This window comes from Bradyrhizobium sp. NBAIM01 (assembly GCF_020194115.1).
In the GTDB taxonomy this organism is placed as follows: domain Bacteria; phylum Pseudomonadota; class Alphaproteobacteria; order Rhizobiales; family Xanthobacteraceae; genus Bradyrhizobium; species Bradyrhizobium yuanmingense.
In genome coordinates, this window is sequence record NZ_JADYVU010000023.1 from 36,289 (window position 1) to 53,390 (window position 17,102).

A 17,102-nucleotide genomic window follows, 5' to 3' on the forward strand; every position below is an offset into this window, starting at 1 on the left:
GGAAGGCGAGCGCCACGCTTCGAGGAGCATCTGGATAGATCCGCTATTTTGGGCGGGACGTGTTCTCCCTCTCGCTCTGTCCCTCCCGTGAAGCACGAGCTGGACTGTTAGCAGTTCGCTTCACAGCCTCAGCTCAACGCGTGACCGGCCAGCCCGTAAACCCACGGCTCGTTTCCCTTTCGGTTCAGGAATCGCCGTCCCTTGGACATGGTAGTGACTGTATCGTTCATTCCGAGGCGGCTCTGTTGAAGAAAATCCGCAAACAGACCCGTCTGCTCCCGCGTATCAACGCGGGCGAACTTTCCGGCGAGATCCTTGAGATGCACGGCCGTAAGATGGATCGCGTCACAATCATTGCTGGCGACGATAGGGCCGATCACATGACCGCGCCCGAATTCGCGCTTCATGGAATAACCGACGGTCTCACCGCCACGACGCAGGACGCAGATTGACGCACCTTCAGAAAGCAATGCAAGCAGCCTCTGACGACTGGTCCCGAACGCGCGTTCATCCAGTGCTGTGATCTCTTGGATATTCCCGGTGAGCGGGCTCAATTCGCCGTCGAGCGCCGGCACTGGCGGAGGTGGTGACACGGCCTCTCCCTGCCACTGATAGACGGTGGCTTCCTTCGTGAAGCCCAGGGAAAGATACAGATGATACGCGGCATCGGTCGAATTGAGGCTTAGAGTCCGGTCGCCACACCGCTCGAACACCTGCTCCATGAGCCAACGGCCGGTACCCTGCGCCTGGGTTCGGGGCGATGTGATCACCAGGCCAATGGTCGCGAATTCGCGGCCATATGGGAACCACATCGCGCTGCCGAAGACGCGTCCTATGCCATCAACGGCTACGATGCCGTGACCTGCGCGGCGCAAAAAATCCCAATCCTTGGGTCGATGCGGCCAGCCAACCCCGGTCGAGAGTGCGTGGAGCAGCGTCACATCAACGTCGTTGATGTCCTTCGCGGCCAGCTCAAAGGACTTCACACGTACCGTTCGTCCCATCTCGACTCGTCCGTTCCTTCGCGGGATGCCAATCTTTCGCACATCGCGCCTTTTCTTTTCCGCCAGGGTAGCGGGCTTATTTCGCCCACTATCGCACGGAAAGCCAGCAGGTTTCCCCTGTTTGGGCCCTCTTTTCGAAATCTTCGGCCTGTCTTGCAACGTAATTCGGCAGGGAAAGCTCCGGCTCGCAGCTATCCTCTCGGTGTTCGGCAAAAATCGTGGAGGCAGACCGGATCGCCGTGAATCCCCGCGAAAGTCTTGCAAGGCTAGTCGCTTTTCCCGACGTCGTCGACATACCGAGCGAGGCGGAGACGTGCATCGATGGCATTTCTTTTCAATTCTGATGCTGCCAGGGGCGCAGTCTTCCGGGAGGCTTTTGCGTGTGAGCTCCCTGACCTGGAATTTTACCATTGCAGCGAAGCTATCGATCCGGAAAAGATACGGTACCTGCTGACCTGGAACGTGCCAGACGATGTCTGGCGCTTCTGTAATCTGGAGCTGCTCTTTTCCATCGGCGCCGGCGTCGATCAGTTCAATCCGGAGACCATACCTGGCCACGTGAAGCTCGTGCGCATGGTCGAGGATGGCATCATACGCATGATGCAGGAATACGTCGTCCTTGGTGTGCTGACGCTGCATCGCGAGATGCTGGCCTACCAAGGGCAGCAGAGAAGGGGCGTTTGGCAAGCGCTTCCAACGTCCCAGGCGACCGACCGCCGTATTGGCTTCCTGGGGCTTGGCATGCTGGCGCAAGCTGCAATCGACCGCCTGAAGCCGTTCCAGTTTCCCATCGCCGCGTGGAGCCGCAGCGAAAAAACTGTCGAGGGAGTCGCCTGCTTTCATGGGGACGACCAGCTTGGTGACTTCCTGCGAGGAACGAATATCCTCGTCTGTCTTCTTCCCCTGACGGAGCAAACAAGCGGCATCCTGAACGCAAGGCTCTTCTCGCTTTTGCCAGCGGGAGCGAGGCTGCTCCACGTCGGCCGCGGCCCGCAGCTCGACCAGGGCGCACTCATCGAGGCGCTCGACAGCGGGCACCTTGCAGCCGCCATGCTTGACGTCACCGATCCCGAGCCGCTGCCGGACGGCCATCTACTCTGGTCCCATCCGAAGGTGATCATCACGCCGCATATCGCATCCGTGACCCAACCGCATACGGCGGCACAATCGGTCATAGAGAACATCCGGCGCCACCGCGCTGGACGAAATCCGATCGGCCTTGTCGATCGAACACTCGGTTACTAACAGGAAAAAAGCCATGTCCCTTCTGGTCACCATTGACACCAATCCGGACTTCGCACCGAAGAACGCCTTGCCTGCTCCGGAACGGCTCATCTCCGGCAATCCATCGTTCAAGACCTGGGCACAGGACGCCTCGAAAGGCGAGAAGGTGCTGACCGGCGTCTGGGAAGCGACACCCGGCGAGACTCATTCCATCAAGGGCACCACGTTCGAGTTCTGTCACATTCTCTCGGGTCTCATCGAGATCGAGGAAAAGGGTGGTGAGACCAGGAGGTACCGCGCCGGCGACAGCTTTGTGATGAAACCCGGCTTCGTTGGCGTCTGGCGCACGATCGAGACCGTGCGAAAGATCTACGTCTGTCATTATGATTGAGACGATGCTGAGGGCTGCACTAGCGGCCCTCAGAATATTCGACCTCCGAGACCGCGCCTGACCAGATTCAACGCGGCCAGACACTTCATTCTCAAGGAAAAATGCGGCGTGCGGTTCTGTACTGCTCGCATGAGACGGCTTCGTCTCGCCACGCGCAAATCCAGGCAGTGATGGTGAGGTCGGGCCCGAAACCAAGGAACAAGCCCATGATTGCATTGAAGGACAAGGATCTGTTTCGCCAGCATGCGCTGATCGGCGGCAACTGGCGGGACGCGAGCACGAGAGCCACCGTTGATGTCATTGATCCTGCCAGCCAGAAAGTGCTTGGCACGATCCCGGATATGGGCCGAGACGAGACCAGGGCAGCAATCGACGCGGCGGCCGCCGCGTTCAAGCACTGGAAGACCCGGGCTCATGCAGAGCGTGCTGCGCTGCTGGAGCGCTGGTATGAGCTCATGCGGCACCATGAGCAGGATTTGGCTCTTCTGCTCACGCTGGAACAGGGCAAGCCGCTTGCTGAATCTCTCGGAGAGATCCGTTACGGGGCATCCTTCGTCAAATGGTTTGCCGAAGAGGCCCGCCGCATCAACGGATCGACAATCCCGGCGCCCAGCGTCGATCGCCGCATTCTGGTGCTGAAAGAACCGGTCGGCGTCTGCGGGATCATCACGCCCTGGAATTTCCCCAACGCGATGATAACCCGCAAGGTGGCACCAGCACTTGCTGCGGGCTGCACAGTGCTCATCAAGCCATCTGAGTTTACGCCTTTTTCAGCTCTCGCCATCGCTGTCCTGGCTGAGCGGGCCGGAATCCCGGCGGGCGTGATCAACATCGTGACGGGCATGCCGGCGGACATCGGCGCGGAGCTGATGGCCAATGAAACCGTCCGCAAGATCTCGTTCACCGGATCGACACGCGTCGGCGCTTTGCTGATGAGGGGCGCCGCCGACAACATCAAGCGGCTCAGCCTCGAGCTCGGCGGCAACGCGCCGTTCATCGTCTTTGACGATGCCGATATCGACCGGGCGGTCGAGGGAGCGATTGCGTCAAAATTCCGCAATGGCGGGCAAACGTGCGTCTGCTGCAATCGCATCCTGGTGCAAGCTGGCATCTACGACGCCTTCGCCCAGAAGCTCGCCAGCCGGGTTGCAAAAATGAAGGTCGGTGCCGGGACGGAAGAGGGGGTCGCAATCGGGCCGATGATCAACAGCGCGGCGATCGATAAGATCAAGCGGCATGTCACGGACGCCCTGGATAAGGGCGCAAAGATCATCTCGGAGAGTGAGGCGGTGCCGGAAGGTCGGCAATATGCCCGCCCTCTCGTGCTCGGCGGCGCAACAACTGAGATGCTCCTGGCTTCGGAAGAGACCTTCGGGCCGGTCGCACCGCTTTTCCGCTTTGAGACCGAGGACGAGGCGATTGCGATCGCCAACGGCACGCCTTTTGGCCTTGCCGCCTATTTCTACACGGAAAACCTCAAGCGCTCCTGGCGTGTTGCCGAGGCGCTCGAGTTCGGCATGGTCGGCTTGAACACCGGCCTGATCTCGACCGAGGTGGCGCCTTTCGGCGGTGTCAAACAGTCGGGCCTAGGACGCGAGGGATCTCAACTCGGGATAGAAGAATATCTCGAGACCAAGGCGCTCCACGTCGGCGGCCTGGACTGAGCGGCCCAATATCTGAAGCAAAAAAAAGGGGGGCGGTCGAACCGCCCCCTTTTTTGCTTCACGGCGCACCGATCTCGATTGAAGCTTTTGAAGAACTGAAGCGCAACGAGAGAACCTGAGGGAACTGCGCTCACGCGCTCTTGCGCAGGGGCTCCAGGCCGACTGCTGCGGCAAGCCCTCCGATGTCAGCCACCTCGGTGTATTCATAGAAGGGGTTCGCGGGCTCGTGACCGCGGTTCACCCAGACCTTGCTCTTGATGCCCAGATCGTAGGCGGTCATCAGATCGTAGCGGAACGAGGAGGAGACGTGAGTGATATCTTCCGGGCCGCAGCCCAGCTTGTCGAACATGTATTCGAAGCCTTTCATGTGCGGCTTGTAGGCGCCAGTCTCCTCGGCCGTGATGACCGTGTGGAAGGGAGCGCCGAGCTTGTCCACGTTGGACATGATGAGGTTCTTCATGGAGTTCGACAAGATGACCAGCGGAATCTCCCTGGCAACCTTGGCCAGACCCGCCGGGACGTCCGGATGTGGACCCCACGTGTGGATCTCTTCATTGATGCGCTGGGCATCCTCCGGCCGAAATACGATACCGTTGCGCTTGCAAGCGCGCTCTACTGAATTGTGCACGACCTCGAAGTACGGCTTCCACGCGCCAAGAACTTCGTCCAGGCGATAGGCAGCGAAATCCTTGATGAAGCTTGCCATCGTCGTGGCAGAAAGTTGAGAGCCGTAGACCCTCCTTGCCGCGCCGGCCATGTCGAAATTGGTCAGCGTGCCGTAACAGTCGAAGGTGATGTATTTCGGTCTAAACGTTGCCATCGCTCGATCCTTTTCGGTCCTCACGCACCGCGGTCCGGTACGACAGGGATCATAGCGAGCAGAGGACCGGATAAAGCACCGCTGTCGCGGCGACGGAGAGCAGATTGTGTCGTATCGGATCGGCGCCGTGGCAGAGAGTTGTGTGAAAAGGCGCCTCCGAGTTGAGCGCCAATGCCAGGCACAGGCCGATGCCGGCACAAGATGCCGCGTCGATCGTCAATCAAAGTCAAAACGCCTTCCGTCCATGTCATGCCTGGGAGCAACTGCTGTTCCGGGCGTCTTACGTTGAGCTCCGAAGACATTGGGAGTGCCGCACAAGCGTGCGGTTGATCTGGAGGACAACATGTTGAGCAACTCGCTGGTTGAACTCGATCGCGCGCATCTGATTCATCCGGTCTCATCCTATCGCAGCCACGAGGCGACTGGCGTCCGCGTGCTGAAGTCAGGGAAAGGCGCGACGCTGACCGATGTCTCGGGTCGTCAATTGCTGGACGGCTTCGCCGGCCTGTGGTGTGTCAATGCCGGCTATGGGCAGGACAGCATCGTCGAAGCGGCCACCAGGCAGTTGCGCGAACTTCCCTATGCGACGGGTTATTTCGGATTGGGCTCCGACCCGGCCATCCGGCTGGCCGCCAGACTGGCTGAATTGGCGCCTGGCGATCTGAACCATGTCTATTTCACCTTGGGCGGCTCCGACGCCGTCGACAGCACGATCCGGTTCATCCGCTACTATTATCATGCCAAGGGTAGGCCGCAGAAGGACCAGTTCATTTCCGTCGAATCTGGTTACCATGGATCGTCGACGGCAGGATCTGGCCTGACCGCGCTGCCGGCTTTTCATGCGGGATTTGGAGTGCCATACAGCTGGCAGCACAAAATTCCCTCGCACTACGCCTATCGGAACCCCGTCGGTTCGCATCCCCAGGCGATCATTGCGGCGTCGGTCGCGGCTCTGCGCGCCAAGATCGCCGAGCTCGGCGCCGAACGCGTCGCGGCCTTCTATGTCGAGCCGATACAGGGGTCCGGAGGCGTCCTCGTTCCGCCGCCGTCCTGGATGAAAGCGATGCACGCTGTTTGCAAGGAGCACGACATTCTGTTCGTTGCCGATGAGGTCATCACCGGCTTTGGCCGTGTCGGTCCGTTGTTCGCCTGTGAAGAGGACGACGTCGTGCCGGATCTCATGACAACGGCAAAAGGGCTTACCTCGGGCTATGTGCCGATGGGGGCCGTTCTGATGTCCGACCGCGTCTACAACACGATCGCTGATGGCGCCGGCAAGGCTGCCATCGGCCACGGCTACACCTATTCGGCACATCCCGTCAGCGCAGCTGTCGGGCTTGCGTGCCTTGATCTTTACGAAAACGGCTTGCTGGAAAACGGCCGGAAGGCGGGATGCCGTCTCATGGAAGGCCTTCGCGCGCTGGCGGATCATCCGCTCGTCGGCGATGTCCGCGGTCGCGGCATGCTGGCTGCGATTGAGCTCGTCACTGACAAGGAGCGCAAGACGCCGCTGCCGGCGGAAGCCGATCCAGCGCGCCGTATTTTCGACCGCGCATGGGACAACGGTCTCGTCATCCGCGCCTTTGCCCAGGGCGTGCTCGGCTATGCGCCGCCGCTCTGCTGCACGGATGCGGACATCGACGGCATCATCGAGCGGACAAGGACTACGCTGGACCAGACGCTGGAAGATAGGGACGTGCGCGCAGCGATGAGAGGATAATCGCTGCGCCTGTTTGTCAACCGTTGAATATGCTTTCCAGCGGCAGATGGGATTTCACGATCGGGGACTTCAGCACGACAAAACTGAAATACTTGTCGATGCCGATATCCATCTCGACCAGCCGTTCCATGACGGCCTGGTATTCGCTGATACCCGCCGTGATGAACTTGACGAGATAGTCGTACCCGCCCGAAACGAGGTGGCATTCGACGACGGAATCGATCTTTTCAATGGTCGTGAGAAAGCGCGCGAAATCGATCTGCCGGTGATTCTTCAGGGTGATTTCAGCGAAGACGGTTAGAGTTTGTCCGAGCTTGGCAACATCGATCTGGGCGGAGTAGCCAGTGATGAAGCCCTCCGTCTGGAGCCTCTTGACGCGCATCAGGCACGGACTCGGGGAAAGGTTGATCAGCTCTGCGAGCTCGACGTTGGAGATCCGCCCGTTCTTCTGCAGTTCGCATAAAATCCTGATGTCGATCTTATCGAGCTTCATAGCAGTGCCATCAGATGGGGCCGACAACGGCGTGAGGGCTTTGAGACTTCAGCGTCATATGCATTGTCATAGCATCAACCAGCGTCTTTTCCCACCGAGGCGGAAGCTGCAATTCAGAACTCGCTGACCTTGCCCCAGGCGCTCTTTTTCAGCCGCGCCGGCCTGTAGGGGCGCGGGTCGACGATCGGCGGATCACCCGTGATGATGTCGGCGATCATATGACCCGCGCCTGGGCCAATTCCAAAACCGTGGCCGCTGAATCCCGCCGCAAGGATGAACCCTGGAATGGACTCAACTTCACCGATTGCTGGAATGCCGTCCGGCGTGCTGTCGATGTAGCCGGCCCAGACGTTTGAGATTTCGACGCGCTCAAGTTCCGGCACGAGCTTGCAAGCTCGTCGATGTGTCGCCCGAATCTGCCTCATGTCAGGGCGAGGATCGAGCGTCCGGTTCAGCTCCATCGGGGTCACCTCATCGAGCCCCCATTTCGCCAGGGATTCATGGCCGTGCCGCAGGCCCTCGAAAGCCCCAGGGCTGAGACTTCGCCAGCGGCGGGCGAACATGGGCAGGAATTCGCGGCCGAACCTGAATTGCTGCGGCGTCGGATCGACTCGCGCGCGCCCGCTGATTGCGAGCGTGTATCCGCCATTGCCGCGCCGCGTGAGCGAGACGAGCCCGGTGTAAAGGGCATCAGGAAGGCCGGCGGCGCCAGGGGCCACGGCGAGAATAGACTGGCGAACGGATGCCTGCGGGAAGCGAATTCCCAGCTGGTTGCAGAACGAGGACGCCCATGCACCTCCTGCCATGACCGCCGTCTTCGTCCGGATCGTGCCCGCTTCCGTCACCACTCCGCTGACGCGGCCGGCAGTGAGCTCTATGCCACGAGCCGCGCAAAGCTGGTGCACGCTGCCACCCGCCGCCATGATGCCGCGCGCGGCGACGGGCACGGCCTTTGAAGTATCTGCCGTGCCGTCTGTCGGCGAGAAGACGCCGCCCTTCCACTTGCGACCGGTCGCCCTGCCTCTCTCGCTCGCTTCTTCCGCACTCAGCATGTGCGTCGTGACCCCGACGGTCCTGGCAAAGTCTCGCCACTTTGCCCAGCCGGCCAGCTCATTGTCGTCGTTCGACAGATACAAAAGCCCACAGCGGCGAAAACCCGTATCTTCACCGGTCTCTCCGGCAACCCTTTCCCAGAGATCCAGGCTCTTGGTCGCAAGCGGTAACTCGCGCGCATCGCGGTTCTGTTGGCGGCACCATCCCCAGTTGCGGCTGGACTGCTCGGCGGCGACGCGGCCCTTTTCAAGCAAAGCAACCTTGAAGCCGCGGCGGGCGAGATAGTAGCTTGTGAACACGCCCACGACGCCGCCGCCGATCACAACGACGTCTGCCTCACGAGGTAGGGATGGATTGGATTCGATATGCAGGAGCGGCGCGCTCATCGGATTGGGGATCTCCGGTGGTTGCCGTAGCGTAACCGAGGAATTGCCGCAGCCCTCACGGACTTTCGCCGTGAGACCGAATATCCTGCGGTTTGCTGCCTTTGACACAGGCTATTATTGCGAAAATACTTTGCTTGCATCGCAGCTTGCAGGCGGCCAGCCAGACGCACGCGCTCGCGCGATCCATTGCGCTCCCTCCTGGCTGGGCGCCACGGCGGGTCTAGCAGCGCAGACTGAAATGCCAAATCGGACTTCGTTTTCAGAAGTTCCTGCTGCTTCGATGCCGGCTTTCGGCGACTCTGCGGTGATCGACATCGTCAAGATCGGCAGAACCAACCGATCGATGGTCGAAGTCCAAAGAGGCAACTTGCATGAGCCTTGTCCAGGAGCAGGCCTTCGCGGAAGCGATCAAGCCATGACGTGGATGCCAACTGAGCTTCGCTTCGATCGAGCTGGCCAATTAGGTCGGTGCTGCGCTCTAAGCAACAGCTCTTGCTTCTTGCGCGAAGAGGCCTGAATCATGTCGCAGCCTCCAACGAAGGAATGGCAAGTTGAGCGGCGAATTATCGACCTGTCCAAGGAGCGTGGAGGCGCAAGGAGCCGAAGGCGCCGGCCGCAGCAAGATGACGGCACCGGCTTGAAAAAGGAGGATGCTTTCATGGCCTCTGGCATCCAGGTGGCAAGCCCCGTCGATGTCGCGCTGTCGGTGCGCGAGCTGACCGTGAGTCTGCCGGAAGGAATGGAGCGAGCCTACGCCGTCGAGAATATCTCCTTCGATCTGAAACGCGGGCAGATTCTCTGTATCATCGGGGAATCCGGATCGGGCAAGTCGGTCACCGCGAATGCGATCATGGGGCTTCTACCGAAAGCGATCCGGGTCTCTTCGGGTGCGATCCACCTGGATGGGGAGAACATGGTGGGCCTCTCGCCCGACAAGCTCCGCAGCCTGCGCGGCCGCATCGTTTCAATGATCTTTCAAGACCCTCTCTCGGCGCTCAACCCGCTGATGACCGTGGGCGCGCAGATCGAAGAGGTGATGGCTGCGCACGACGTCGGAACGCCGGCCTCCCGTCGCAGCAGGGCGATTGATCTGTTGATTGAAGTGGGTCTGCCCGATCCGCAGCTTATGTATCATCAATATCCATTCCGGCTTTCGGGTGGACAGCGGCAGCGCGTGATGATCGCCATGGCTCTGGCTCTCGAGCCCGCGATCCTGATTGCAGACGAGCCGACCACCGCCCTGGACGTGACGACCCAGGCGCAGATCCTCAAATTGATCCGCGACATTCAGCGCCGCAAGGGGATGAGCGTCATGTTCATCACCCACGATTTCGGCGTCGTGGCTGAGATCGCCGATTACGTTGTGGTGATGGAGAAAGGCCATTGCGTGGAGCAGGGCAGTGCCGAGCAGGTGCTGAAGTCGCCAAGCCACCTCTATACGCGCCGACTGATCGCAGCCGTCCCGCACCTGACCGGCAAAAACCGTGTGCCCTTGGAAGCTGGTGACCCAGTTGCCATTCTCAAGGTTGAATGCCTCGCAAAAACCTATCGCAGCGGCAGCGCGCTTTTGCGCACGCAACGCATCGTGCCTGCGGTCAATGGGGTCAGTTTCGACCTCACGTCGGGCCGCACGCTCGGCGTCGTCGGGGAGAGCGGTTCGGGCAAGTCGTCGCTCGGTCGGCTGCTGATCAAGCTCATGGAGTGCGACAGCGGCTCGATTCTGTTCGAAGGGCGTGACATTGCCGGGCTTTCCGAGGCCGAGTTTCGATCGCTGCGGCCCAGGATCCAGATGATCTTCCAGGATCCCTTTGCCTCGCTGAATCCGCGATCGACGGTCGGGCATATTCTCACGGTCGGTCCCGTTGCGCATGGGGTGCCATACAGCGAGGCTGCCGAGCGGGCGCGGGAGCTTCTGTCCCATGTCGGCCTCGATTCAGGAGCCTTCGACCGCTATCCCCACGAGTTCTCCGGCGGGCAGCGCCAGCGCATCGGCATCGCGCGGGCGCTGATGTTCAAGCCGAAGCTGCTGGTCGCCGACGAAGCGGTCTCTGCGCTCGACGTATCGATCCAGGCCCAGATCTTGAGGCTGCTGGATCAGATTCAACGCGAGACGGGCGTCTCGATGATCTTCATCACCCATGATCTGCGCGTCGCAAGCCAGATCTGCGATGAAATTGCCGTCATGCATCGAGGACAGATCGTTGAACGGGGGCCGCCGTCCCAGATCTTCCTCAACCCGAAATCCAGCTACACGCGAGAACTGGTGGCAGCGATCCCCGGCGAGCAGCTCGGGAGCATGCCTGAAGATGAAAGCCACGTCGGACACCACAGCTAAGGAGAGACGTTATGACCGAGCGTTCTGCGACATCGAACTACTCGCGGCGCGATGCCCTGCGCATGGTGGCAATTGGCGGAGCCGCCGGCATCTTCGCGCCCAATCTCTTGGGCAAGCCGGCGTTCGCGCGCACCTCTCCGGCAAAGCCGACCGGCCGCGTGATCGTCGGACTTGGACAGGAGCCGACCGTCTTCAATCCGCTGATGGCGCACATTGAAGTCGACGATGGTGTACATTTTTCGGTTTTCGACGCGCTCTTCCGCATCGATCCCCAGGGCGTCATTCAGCCCAACCTTGCATTGGAAGTGCCGAACCAGAAGAACGGCGGCATTTCGGAAGACGGTCTCAAATGGCGCATTCGTTTGCGTGATGATGTCCGCTGGCATGACGGCAAGCCTTTCAGCGCCGAGGACGTGAAGTTCACGCTCGAACTGATCACGAACCCCAGCTTCAGGAGTTGGCGTACGTCCGGCCATGCTCTCGTGCGGGACATCACGGTGGTCTCGCCCACCGAGATCTCGTGGCGAATGGAAGAGGCCTTTGCGCCGTATTTGTCGTTCCTGACCGAAACCTTCATCGTGCCCAAGCACATCCTGGAGAAGGAGGCCAACCCGAACAGCACCGCCTTCAACCAGGCGCCGGTCGGCACCGGCGCCTTCAAGTGGGGCAAGCGGGTCGCCGGTGATCATCTCGAGCTCGTGGCCAATACCGAATACTTCGGTGAAGGCCCTCATATCGAGCGGCTGGTCTTCAAATACATTCCCGATCTCACCGTCCTCTACACCCAGTTCAAGAGCGGGGACATCGATCTGGTCGGCCAGCCCTACATCACTCCCGATCACTATGGTGAAGCCAAGACCCTGCCGAACCGCGTGGTGACGCTGGTCCCTAGGGCCTCGTTCGAATCCTTCTACCTGAACCTCGAGCGCCCGCAGTTCAAGGAGCTTGCGGTCCGCGAGGCGCTTTATGCCGCGATCGACAAGGAGGCGATCATCCAGGGGCTCTACTACGGAGTGCCAACGCCGACGGAGACCTTTATGCCGCGGCAGTCCTTCTATTTCAATGCCAGTCTGCCCCTGCACCAGTTCGACCTGAATCGCGCGCGCAAGATCCTCGATCAGGCCGGCTGGGCTCCTGGAGCGGGCGGCATTCGGGCCAAGAACGGTGTTCGTCTGTCCTTCACCAATTCGACCACCTCCGGCGATCCGCTCCGCGAGCAGGTGCAGCAGTTCCTGCAGCAGACCTTTGCGCAGCTGGGCGTCGAGATGAAGATATCGAACCTGCCCGCTGCCGTGATGTGGGGCGAGTTCTGGATGCAATCGCAGTTCGATTCCGTGATCGTCGGCAGCTCGTATCTGATCGGCGCCGATCCTGACGTCACCAACCGCCTGCACTCGCGTTCGATCGGTGCGAAGGGCGGCCGCGGCTCGAACAATGCGCAATATGCAAATCCGGAAGTCGATGCTCTGCTGGACAAGGGCGCGCGCACCTTCGATCCTGAAGCCCGGCGCGCGATCTACGCTCGCGTCCAGGAACTTGTCCGTCGCGACCTGCCATTCCTGCCGTTGTACCAGAGCAATGCGGTCGAAGGTCTCAAGAAAGGCATCAACGGCTTCGTGCCGAACGGCAATACGCGCACGGAATCCTGGAACGCGCTGGCCTGGTACTGGGCAAGCTGATCTCTTGCCGCCGGAGCTGTAAGCCGGCGGCAGCGCTGTCAAGCTAACGGAGGGCTCGAATGTCCGCCTTTCTGCTCAATCGTCTGTTGCAGAGCGTCGTGCTGCTGGTGATCGTCTCGATCATCGGCTTCACGGTTCTCAACCTCATGCCTGGCGGTCCTCTCGCGCAATTCGGGCTCGATCCCGGCATGACCCAGAAGGACGTCGAGCGCCTCGCAGCGCAGCTTGGGCTGAACCGGCCGCTGTGGCTTCAGTATCTCGATTGGGCCTGGCGACTGATCCGGGGCGACTGGGGACACTCCTTCCGCGATGGCTCTGCGGTGCTGGCGGTGATCGGTCGACATCTGTTGGCGACGCTGCTGCTGATGGGCACGTCCACGGCATTGGCGATCGCAGCCGGCACCTGGATCGGCATCCGAGGTGCTACCCACCGCTATTCCCTATTCGACTACTGCGCGACGGTGGGTGCCATGGTGGCACTGTCGGTCCCGACCTTCTGGTTCGGCCTCATCGGCATCTACATCTTTACGCTGAAGCTCGGTTGGGTTCCTGCAGGCAATATGTACACGATCGGCGACGGCTCGGTGCTGGACTATCTGCATCATCTGATCCTTCCGAGCCTGGTGCTGTCGCTGGTTCATGTCGCGATCTGGAGCCGCTACATGCGCACGGCGACGCTCGATGCGCTAAGTCAGGATTTCGTTAAGACCGCCCGCGCCAAGGGCGTGAGCGAACGACGCATCCTGCTCAAGCACGTCGTCGGCAATGCGCTGTTGCCGATGATCACCCTGGCCGGGATGCAATTGCCCAGCGTTCTGACCGGCGCACTCGTGACCGAGACTGTCTTCACCTGGCCGGGAATGGGGCGGCTGTTTCTCGACAGCCTCGGCTACAGTGACTATCCGATGGTGATGGGACTGTTGATATTCTCGGCCATCCTGGTCGTGTTGGGCAACCTGATCGCAGACATCGTCATCGCTACCGTCGACCCGCGCATTCGTCTGGGCTGAGCCCGCCGGCTCGCCCTGTTACCAGGAGGCAGCAGATATGACCACCATTGTCGTGCACGCAGCTCCTACTCGGTGGTGGCACAGCCGTGCGGTGGCGCGCTTCATGCGCCACCATCTTGCACTTGTCGGGATCTCGATGATCACCCTGCTTGTGCTGGCGTGCGCTATCGGCCCCTATGCCTTGCCCTACGACTCCCTCCAGATCGATCTGCGTGCCCGCTTTGCGCCGCCTCTCAGCGGGCACCACTATTTCGGCACCGATCCCCTCGGACGTGACTTGGCTGCACGGCTATTGGAGGCCGGGCGTGTGTCGCTGCTGGTGGGATTCTCCGCGATGCTGCTGTCGACGCTGATCGGCACCCTGGTCGGTGTGACGGCGGGTTATCGCGGCGGTTGGGTCGGGGCAGCGCTGATGCGCGTGGTGGACGGCTTCCTTTCCTATCCCTCGATCTTCCTCGTCTTGGCGCTGGCCGCCATGCTGCGGCCGAGCCCGGTGATGATCACCGTGATCATTGCCGTCACGAGCTGGATGGAGACCGCCAGAATCGTCGAGGCCGAGGTCCGCTCGCTGCGCGAGCGCGAGTTTGTCCAGGCTGCGCGCATGGTGGGACTGAGCCGCAGGCACATCATGTTCCGCGAGGTCCTGCCCAATGCCATGGGTCCAATCATCGTCGCCGCAAGCCTCGCCGTCGCCCGTGCGATCCTTCTGGAAGCCTATATCAGCTTTCTCGGCTACGGCATCCAGCCGCCGCTGCCGAGCTGGGGCAACATGCTCAATGGCGCCCAGCAATATCTGGCGAGCGCTCCATGGCTCGCGATCATTCCCGGCGCCGCGATTACGATTGCGGTGACGAGCTTCAACTTCATCGGCGATGGCTTGCGAGATGCCCTCGACGTTCGAAACGATCACATCTGATCAGCCGAGCCAAGCCTCGGCTGGACACCACAAGACATAAGAGACACGAATGCCATGCATGCGCCCAGAGTAGACGAGAAGGCGACGCCATACTGGTGGGAAGCCGCCCCGCTCAAGCCGCTGCCTCGGCAACCACTGCCCAAGAGGCTCGACGTGCTGATCGTTGGTGCGGGCTATGCGGGACTTTCGGCTGGTCTGACGCTCGCGCGCGAGGGGCGTTCGGTTGCAGCCTTTGACGCAATGGATCCGGGCGAGGGAGCTTCCACGCGCAACGGCGGAATTACCAGTGGGTCCATTCGGCCGGACTACGCAACGCTCACGAAGCGTTTCGGCGAAGAGAAGGCGCTGGCGATCGAGGCGGAAGGCAAGGCCGCACGCGAGTTCCTGTACGATTTCATCAAGACGGAAGGCCTTGCCTGCGACTTCCAGCCGGTGGGGCAGTTTAAGGGCGCCTTCGGCTATGAGCAATACGAAGCCATGGCTCGTACTGCAGAAAGGCTCGCGAAGAGACTCGGGATAGAAGCTTATGCGGTTCCTTACGCCGAGCAGCGCAAGTACATCGGCACGGATGTCTATCGCGGCGGTACGGTTCGGATGGATATCGGCGGACTGCACCCAGCCAAATTCCACGCCGAATTGCTGCGGGTTGCGCTCACTTCCGGATTGGCAGTGCACGCCCGGACGCCAGTAACTTCAATCGAAAGAGATGGCGCATTCCGCGTCGTCACTGCGGCCGGTCCGGTGCAGGCGCGTCAGGTGCTGGTTTGTACCAACGGTTACAGCGATGGTGCCGTGCCCTTCCTGCGCCGCAGGCTGGTCCCGGTGCGCAGCCGGATCATTGCAACGGAGGAGCTCGCGCCCGACGTCATGGCGCGGCTGATGCCGAAAGGGATGATGATCACCGAGAATCGGGAGGTCGGCTTCTATTACCGGCCTTCGCCCGACGGCAGACGCATTCTGCTCGGTGGCCGCGACAGCTCTCGCGTCGGCGATCCAATCGCTCCGAAGCTGCTTCTGCGCAAGGGCTTGGTCAATCTGTTTCCGGAACTGGAGAGCGTTCGCCTCTCGCACAGCTGGTTCGGCAACGTCGCCATGAACCGCGACATGATTCCTCGCATCTTCGAGCAGGACGGCATCGTCTATGCCACCGGCTTCTGCGGTTCAGGCGTGGTCTGGGCGCCATGGGTCGGCATGCATGCGGCGCACAAGCTGATGGGACATGACGCGCAGGCGTGCACTGCCTTTGACTTCCGCCCTCCCGCCTTCATCCCGTTCTATCGCGGCAATCCCTGGTTCATGCCCGCGTTCATTCAGGGCTATCGCATGCGGGACCGCATCGCTCTGTGGCGCGCCAGCCGCTGACAGCAGATCGGTCGTTCAATCGCATCATCATTGAAATGCTGTGCCGAACTTGGCTCCAGTCCGATACGTAATGCTGTGAGGCGCAAGATAGGCTGCGGACCATGCGAGGATCACCCGGATAGCCCTCGTCTTGGCACTGGCGATCTGGCCGGCAAACCGAAAGAGACTTGCCCCATCATGACGACCGCAGCGGCCGAAGATCGCGTCCATGAAGATGTGGTCCTGCTTCCATTCGCCAGATCGCATCTGGAGGGCGCGCTAAGACTCTCGCAAGAGATGTCCTGGCCCTACCGGATCGAGGATTGGGATGTCGCGCTGCAGTTGGGCCGTGGCTTCGTCCTAGAGCGCGCCGGAGCGGTGATCGGAACGGCGGCGTGGTGGCCATATGGCGACACGCATGCTTCCGCCGGGATGATCATCGTCGCGAAGGCTGTTCAGGGCCGCGGCTACGGGGCGCGACTCATGGACGCGTTGCTGACGTCCGCGCGCCCACGAACGGTCGCGCTGAATTCGACAGCCGAAGGCATCGCCCTTTACCGACGCCGCGGCTTCGTGCCGATCGGGGTCATCCACCAGCATCAGGGAATTCCAAGCGAAACCGGCGGGTCGCCGCGCTCGAACCTCGTCAGGCCAATGGCTGCATCGGATTTCGATGCAATCGTGCGGCTCGATCGCGAGGCCACCGGTTGGGAAAGGCAACGGATGCTGGATCGGCTCGTCCAAAACGCCGATGGCTATGTCCTGCACCGTGACGGCATAGCCCGCGGTTACGCCATCTCCCGGCTTTTCGGTCGCGGGCATGTCATTGGCCCTGTTGCGGCCGAAAGCCCGACCGATGCACGTGCGCTGATCGAGGCAGCGCTCGCACGCCTTGGTGGGCGTTTCGTCCGCATCGATACGTCTGCGGCATCGCAACTCGGGCCGTGGCTCGAAAGCATTGGCCTGCAGCATGTCAGCGACGCCACCACCATGACCCTGGGGATGCCGGCGCAATCGACCGGTCCGGCGCGCAGCTTCGCAATTGCCAACCAGTCGTTCGGCTAGG

The 17,102-nt window shown here is 61.1% G+C and carries 14 protein-coding genes; 10 read left to right on the plus strand and 4 right to left on the minus strand.

What is annotated here, in order from left to right:
* Nucleotides 1–128: 128 nt before the first annotated feature.
* Complete coding sequence (locus I6F31_RS34880; RefSeq protein WP_036008192.1) at nucleotides 129–1,004, minus strand: GNAT family N-acetyltransferase; 876 nt, start codon at nucleotides 1,002–1,004, stop codon at nucleotides 129–131.
* A 321-nt stretch (nucleotides 1,005–1,325) separates the two neighbouring features.
* Here I6F31_RS34880 and I6F31_RS34885 point away from each other — a divergent pair, with 321 nt between their 5' ends.
* The 3 genes from I6F31_RS34885 (at nucleotide 1,326) to I6F31_RS34895 (ending at nucleotide 4,283) form a co-directional block, all read left to right on the plus strand.
* Complete coding sequence (locus I6F31_RS34885; protein WP_225114742.1) at nucleotides 1,326–2,249, plus strand: glyoxylate/hydroxypyruvate reductase A; 924 nt, start codon at nucleotides 1,326–1,328, stop codon at nucleotides 2,247–2,249.
* Between the two features lie 13 nt (nucleotides 2,250–2,262).
* Nucleotides 2,263–2,619 (plus strand): cupin domain-containing protein, encoded by a 357-nt coding sequence (locus I6F31_RS34890; RefSeq protein WP_027544597.1) that lies wholly within the window; start codon nucleotides 2,263–2,265, stop codon nucleotides 2,617–2,619.
* 206 nt (nucleotides 2,620–2,825) lie between these two features.
* On the plus strand, nucleotides 2,826–4,283 hold the full coding sequence (locus tag I6F31_RS34895) for an NAD-dependent succinate-semialdehyde dehydrogenase (protein WP_225186931.1): 1,458 nt from the start codon (nucleotides 2,826–2,828) through the stop codon (nucleotides 4,281–4,283).
* Between the two features lie 130 nt (nucleotides 4,284–4,413).
* Here I6F31_RS34895 and I6F31_RS34900 read toward each other — a convergent pair whose 3' ends face one another.
* Complete coding sequence (locus tag I6F31_RS34900; RefSeq protein ID WP_036025117.1) at nucleotides 4,414–5,103, minus strand: haloacid dehalogenase type II; 690 nt, start codon at nucleotides 5,101–5,103, stop codon at nucleotides 4,414–4,416.
* Nucleotides 5,104–5,446: 343 nt separating this feature from the next.
* On the opposite strand from I6F31_RS34900, the gene I6F31_RS34905 reads away from it, so the two are divergent.
* Complete coding sequence (locus tag I6F31_RS34905) at nucleotides 5,447–6,823, plus strand: aspartate aminotransferase family protein (protein ID WP_225114740.1); 1,377 nt, start codon at nucleotides 5,447–5,449, stop codon at nucleotides 6,821–6,823.
* Between the two features lie 16 nt (nucleotides 6,824–6,839).
* Here the strand turns inward: I6F31_RS34905 and I6F31_RS34910 are convergent, their stop codons facing one another.
* Together I6F31_RS34910 and I6F31_RS34915 are read right to left on the minus strand one after the other, a co-directional pair.
* Entirely contained in the window at nucleotides 6,840–7,316 is a 477-nt protein-coding gene (locus I6F31_RS34910) for an Lrp/AsnC family transcriptional regulator (RefSeq protein WP_027544593.1), read from the minus strand.
* A gap of 113 nt (nucleotides 7,317–7,429) precedes the next feature.
* Nucleotides 7,430–8,755, minus strand: a complete 1,326-nt coding sequence (locus I6F31_RS34915) for an FAD-binding oxidoreductase (protein WP_225173905.1) — start codon at nucleotides 8,753–8,755, stop codon at nucleotides 7,430–7,432.
* 658 nt (nucleotides 8,756–9,413) lie between these two features.
* Between I6F31_RS34915 and I6F31_RS34920 the strand changes: the two genes are divergently transcribed.
* From I6F31_RS34920 to I6F31_RS34945, 6 genes are all read left to right on the plus strand, one after another.
* Nucleotides 9,414–11,090, plus strand: coding sequence for an ABC transporter ATP-binding protein (locus I6F31_RS34920; protein ID WP_225186941.1), 1,677 nt, complete (start codon nucleotides 9,414–9,416; stop codon nucleotides 11,088–11,090).
* 11 nt (nucleotides 11,091–11,101) lie between these two features.
* Nucleotides 11,102–12,769, plus strand: coding sequence for a peptide ABC transporter substrate-binding protein (locus I6F31_RS34925; RefSeq protein WP_225186932.1), 1,668 nt, complete (start codon nucleotides 11,102–11,104; stop codon nucleotides 12,767–12,769).
* Between the two features lie 59 nt (nucleotides 12,770–12,828).
* Complete coding sequence (locus I6F31_RS34930) at nucleotides 12,829–13,779, plus strand: ABC transporter permease (protein ID WP_225186933.1); 951 nt, start codon at nucleotides 12,829–12,831, stop codon at nucleotides 13,777–13,779.
* Nucleotides 13,780–13,816: 37 nt separating this feature from the next.
* Nucleotides 13,817–14,695, plus strand: coding sequence for an ABC transporter permease (locus I6F31_RS34935; RefSeq protein WP_225186934.1), 879 nt, complete (start codon nucleotides 13,817–13,819; stop codon nucleotides 14,693–14,695).
* 54 nt (nucleotides 14,696–14,749) lie between these two features.
* Nucleotides 14,750–16,057, plus strand: coding sequence for an FAD-binding oxidoreductase (locus I6F31_RS34940; RefSeq protein WP_225186935.1), 1,308 nt, complete (start codon nucleotides 14,750–14,752; stop codon nucleotides 16,055–16,057).
* A 177-nt stretch (nucleotides 16,058–16,234) separates the two neighbouring features.
* Nucleotides 16,235–17,101 (plus strand): GNAT family N-acetyltransferase, encoded by an 867-nt coding sequence (locus I6F31_RS34945; RefSeq protein ID WP_225186936.1) that lies wholly within the window; start codon nucleotides 16,235–16,237, stop codon nucleotides 17,099–17,101.
* Nucleotide 17,102: the final 1 nt, after the last annotated feature.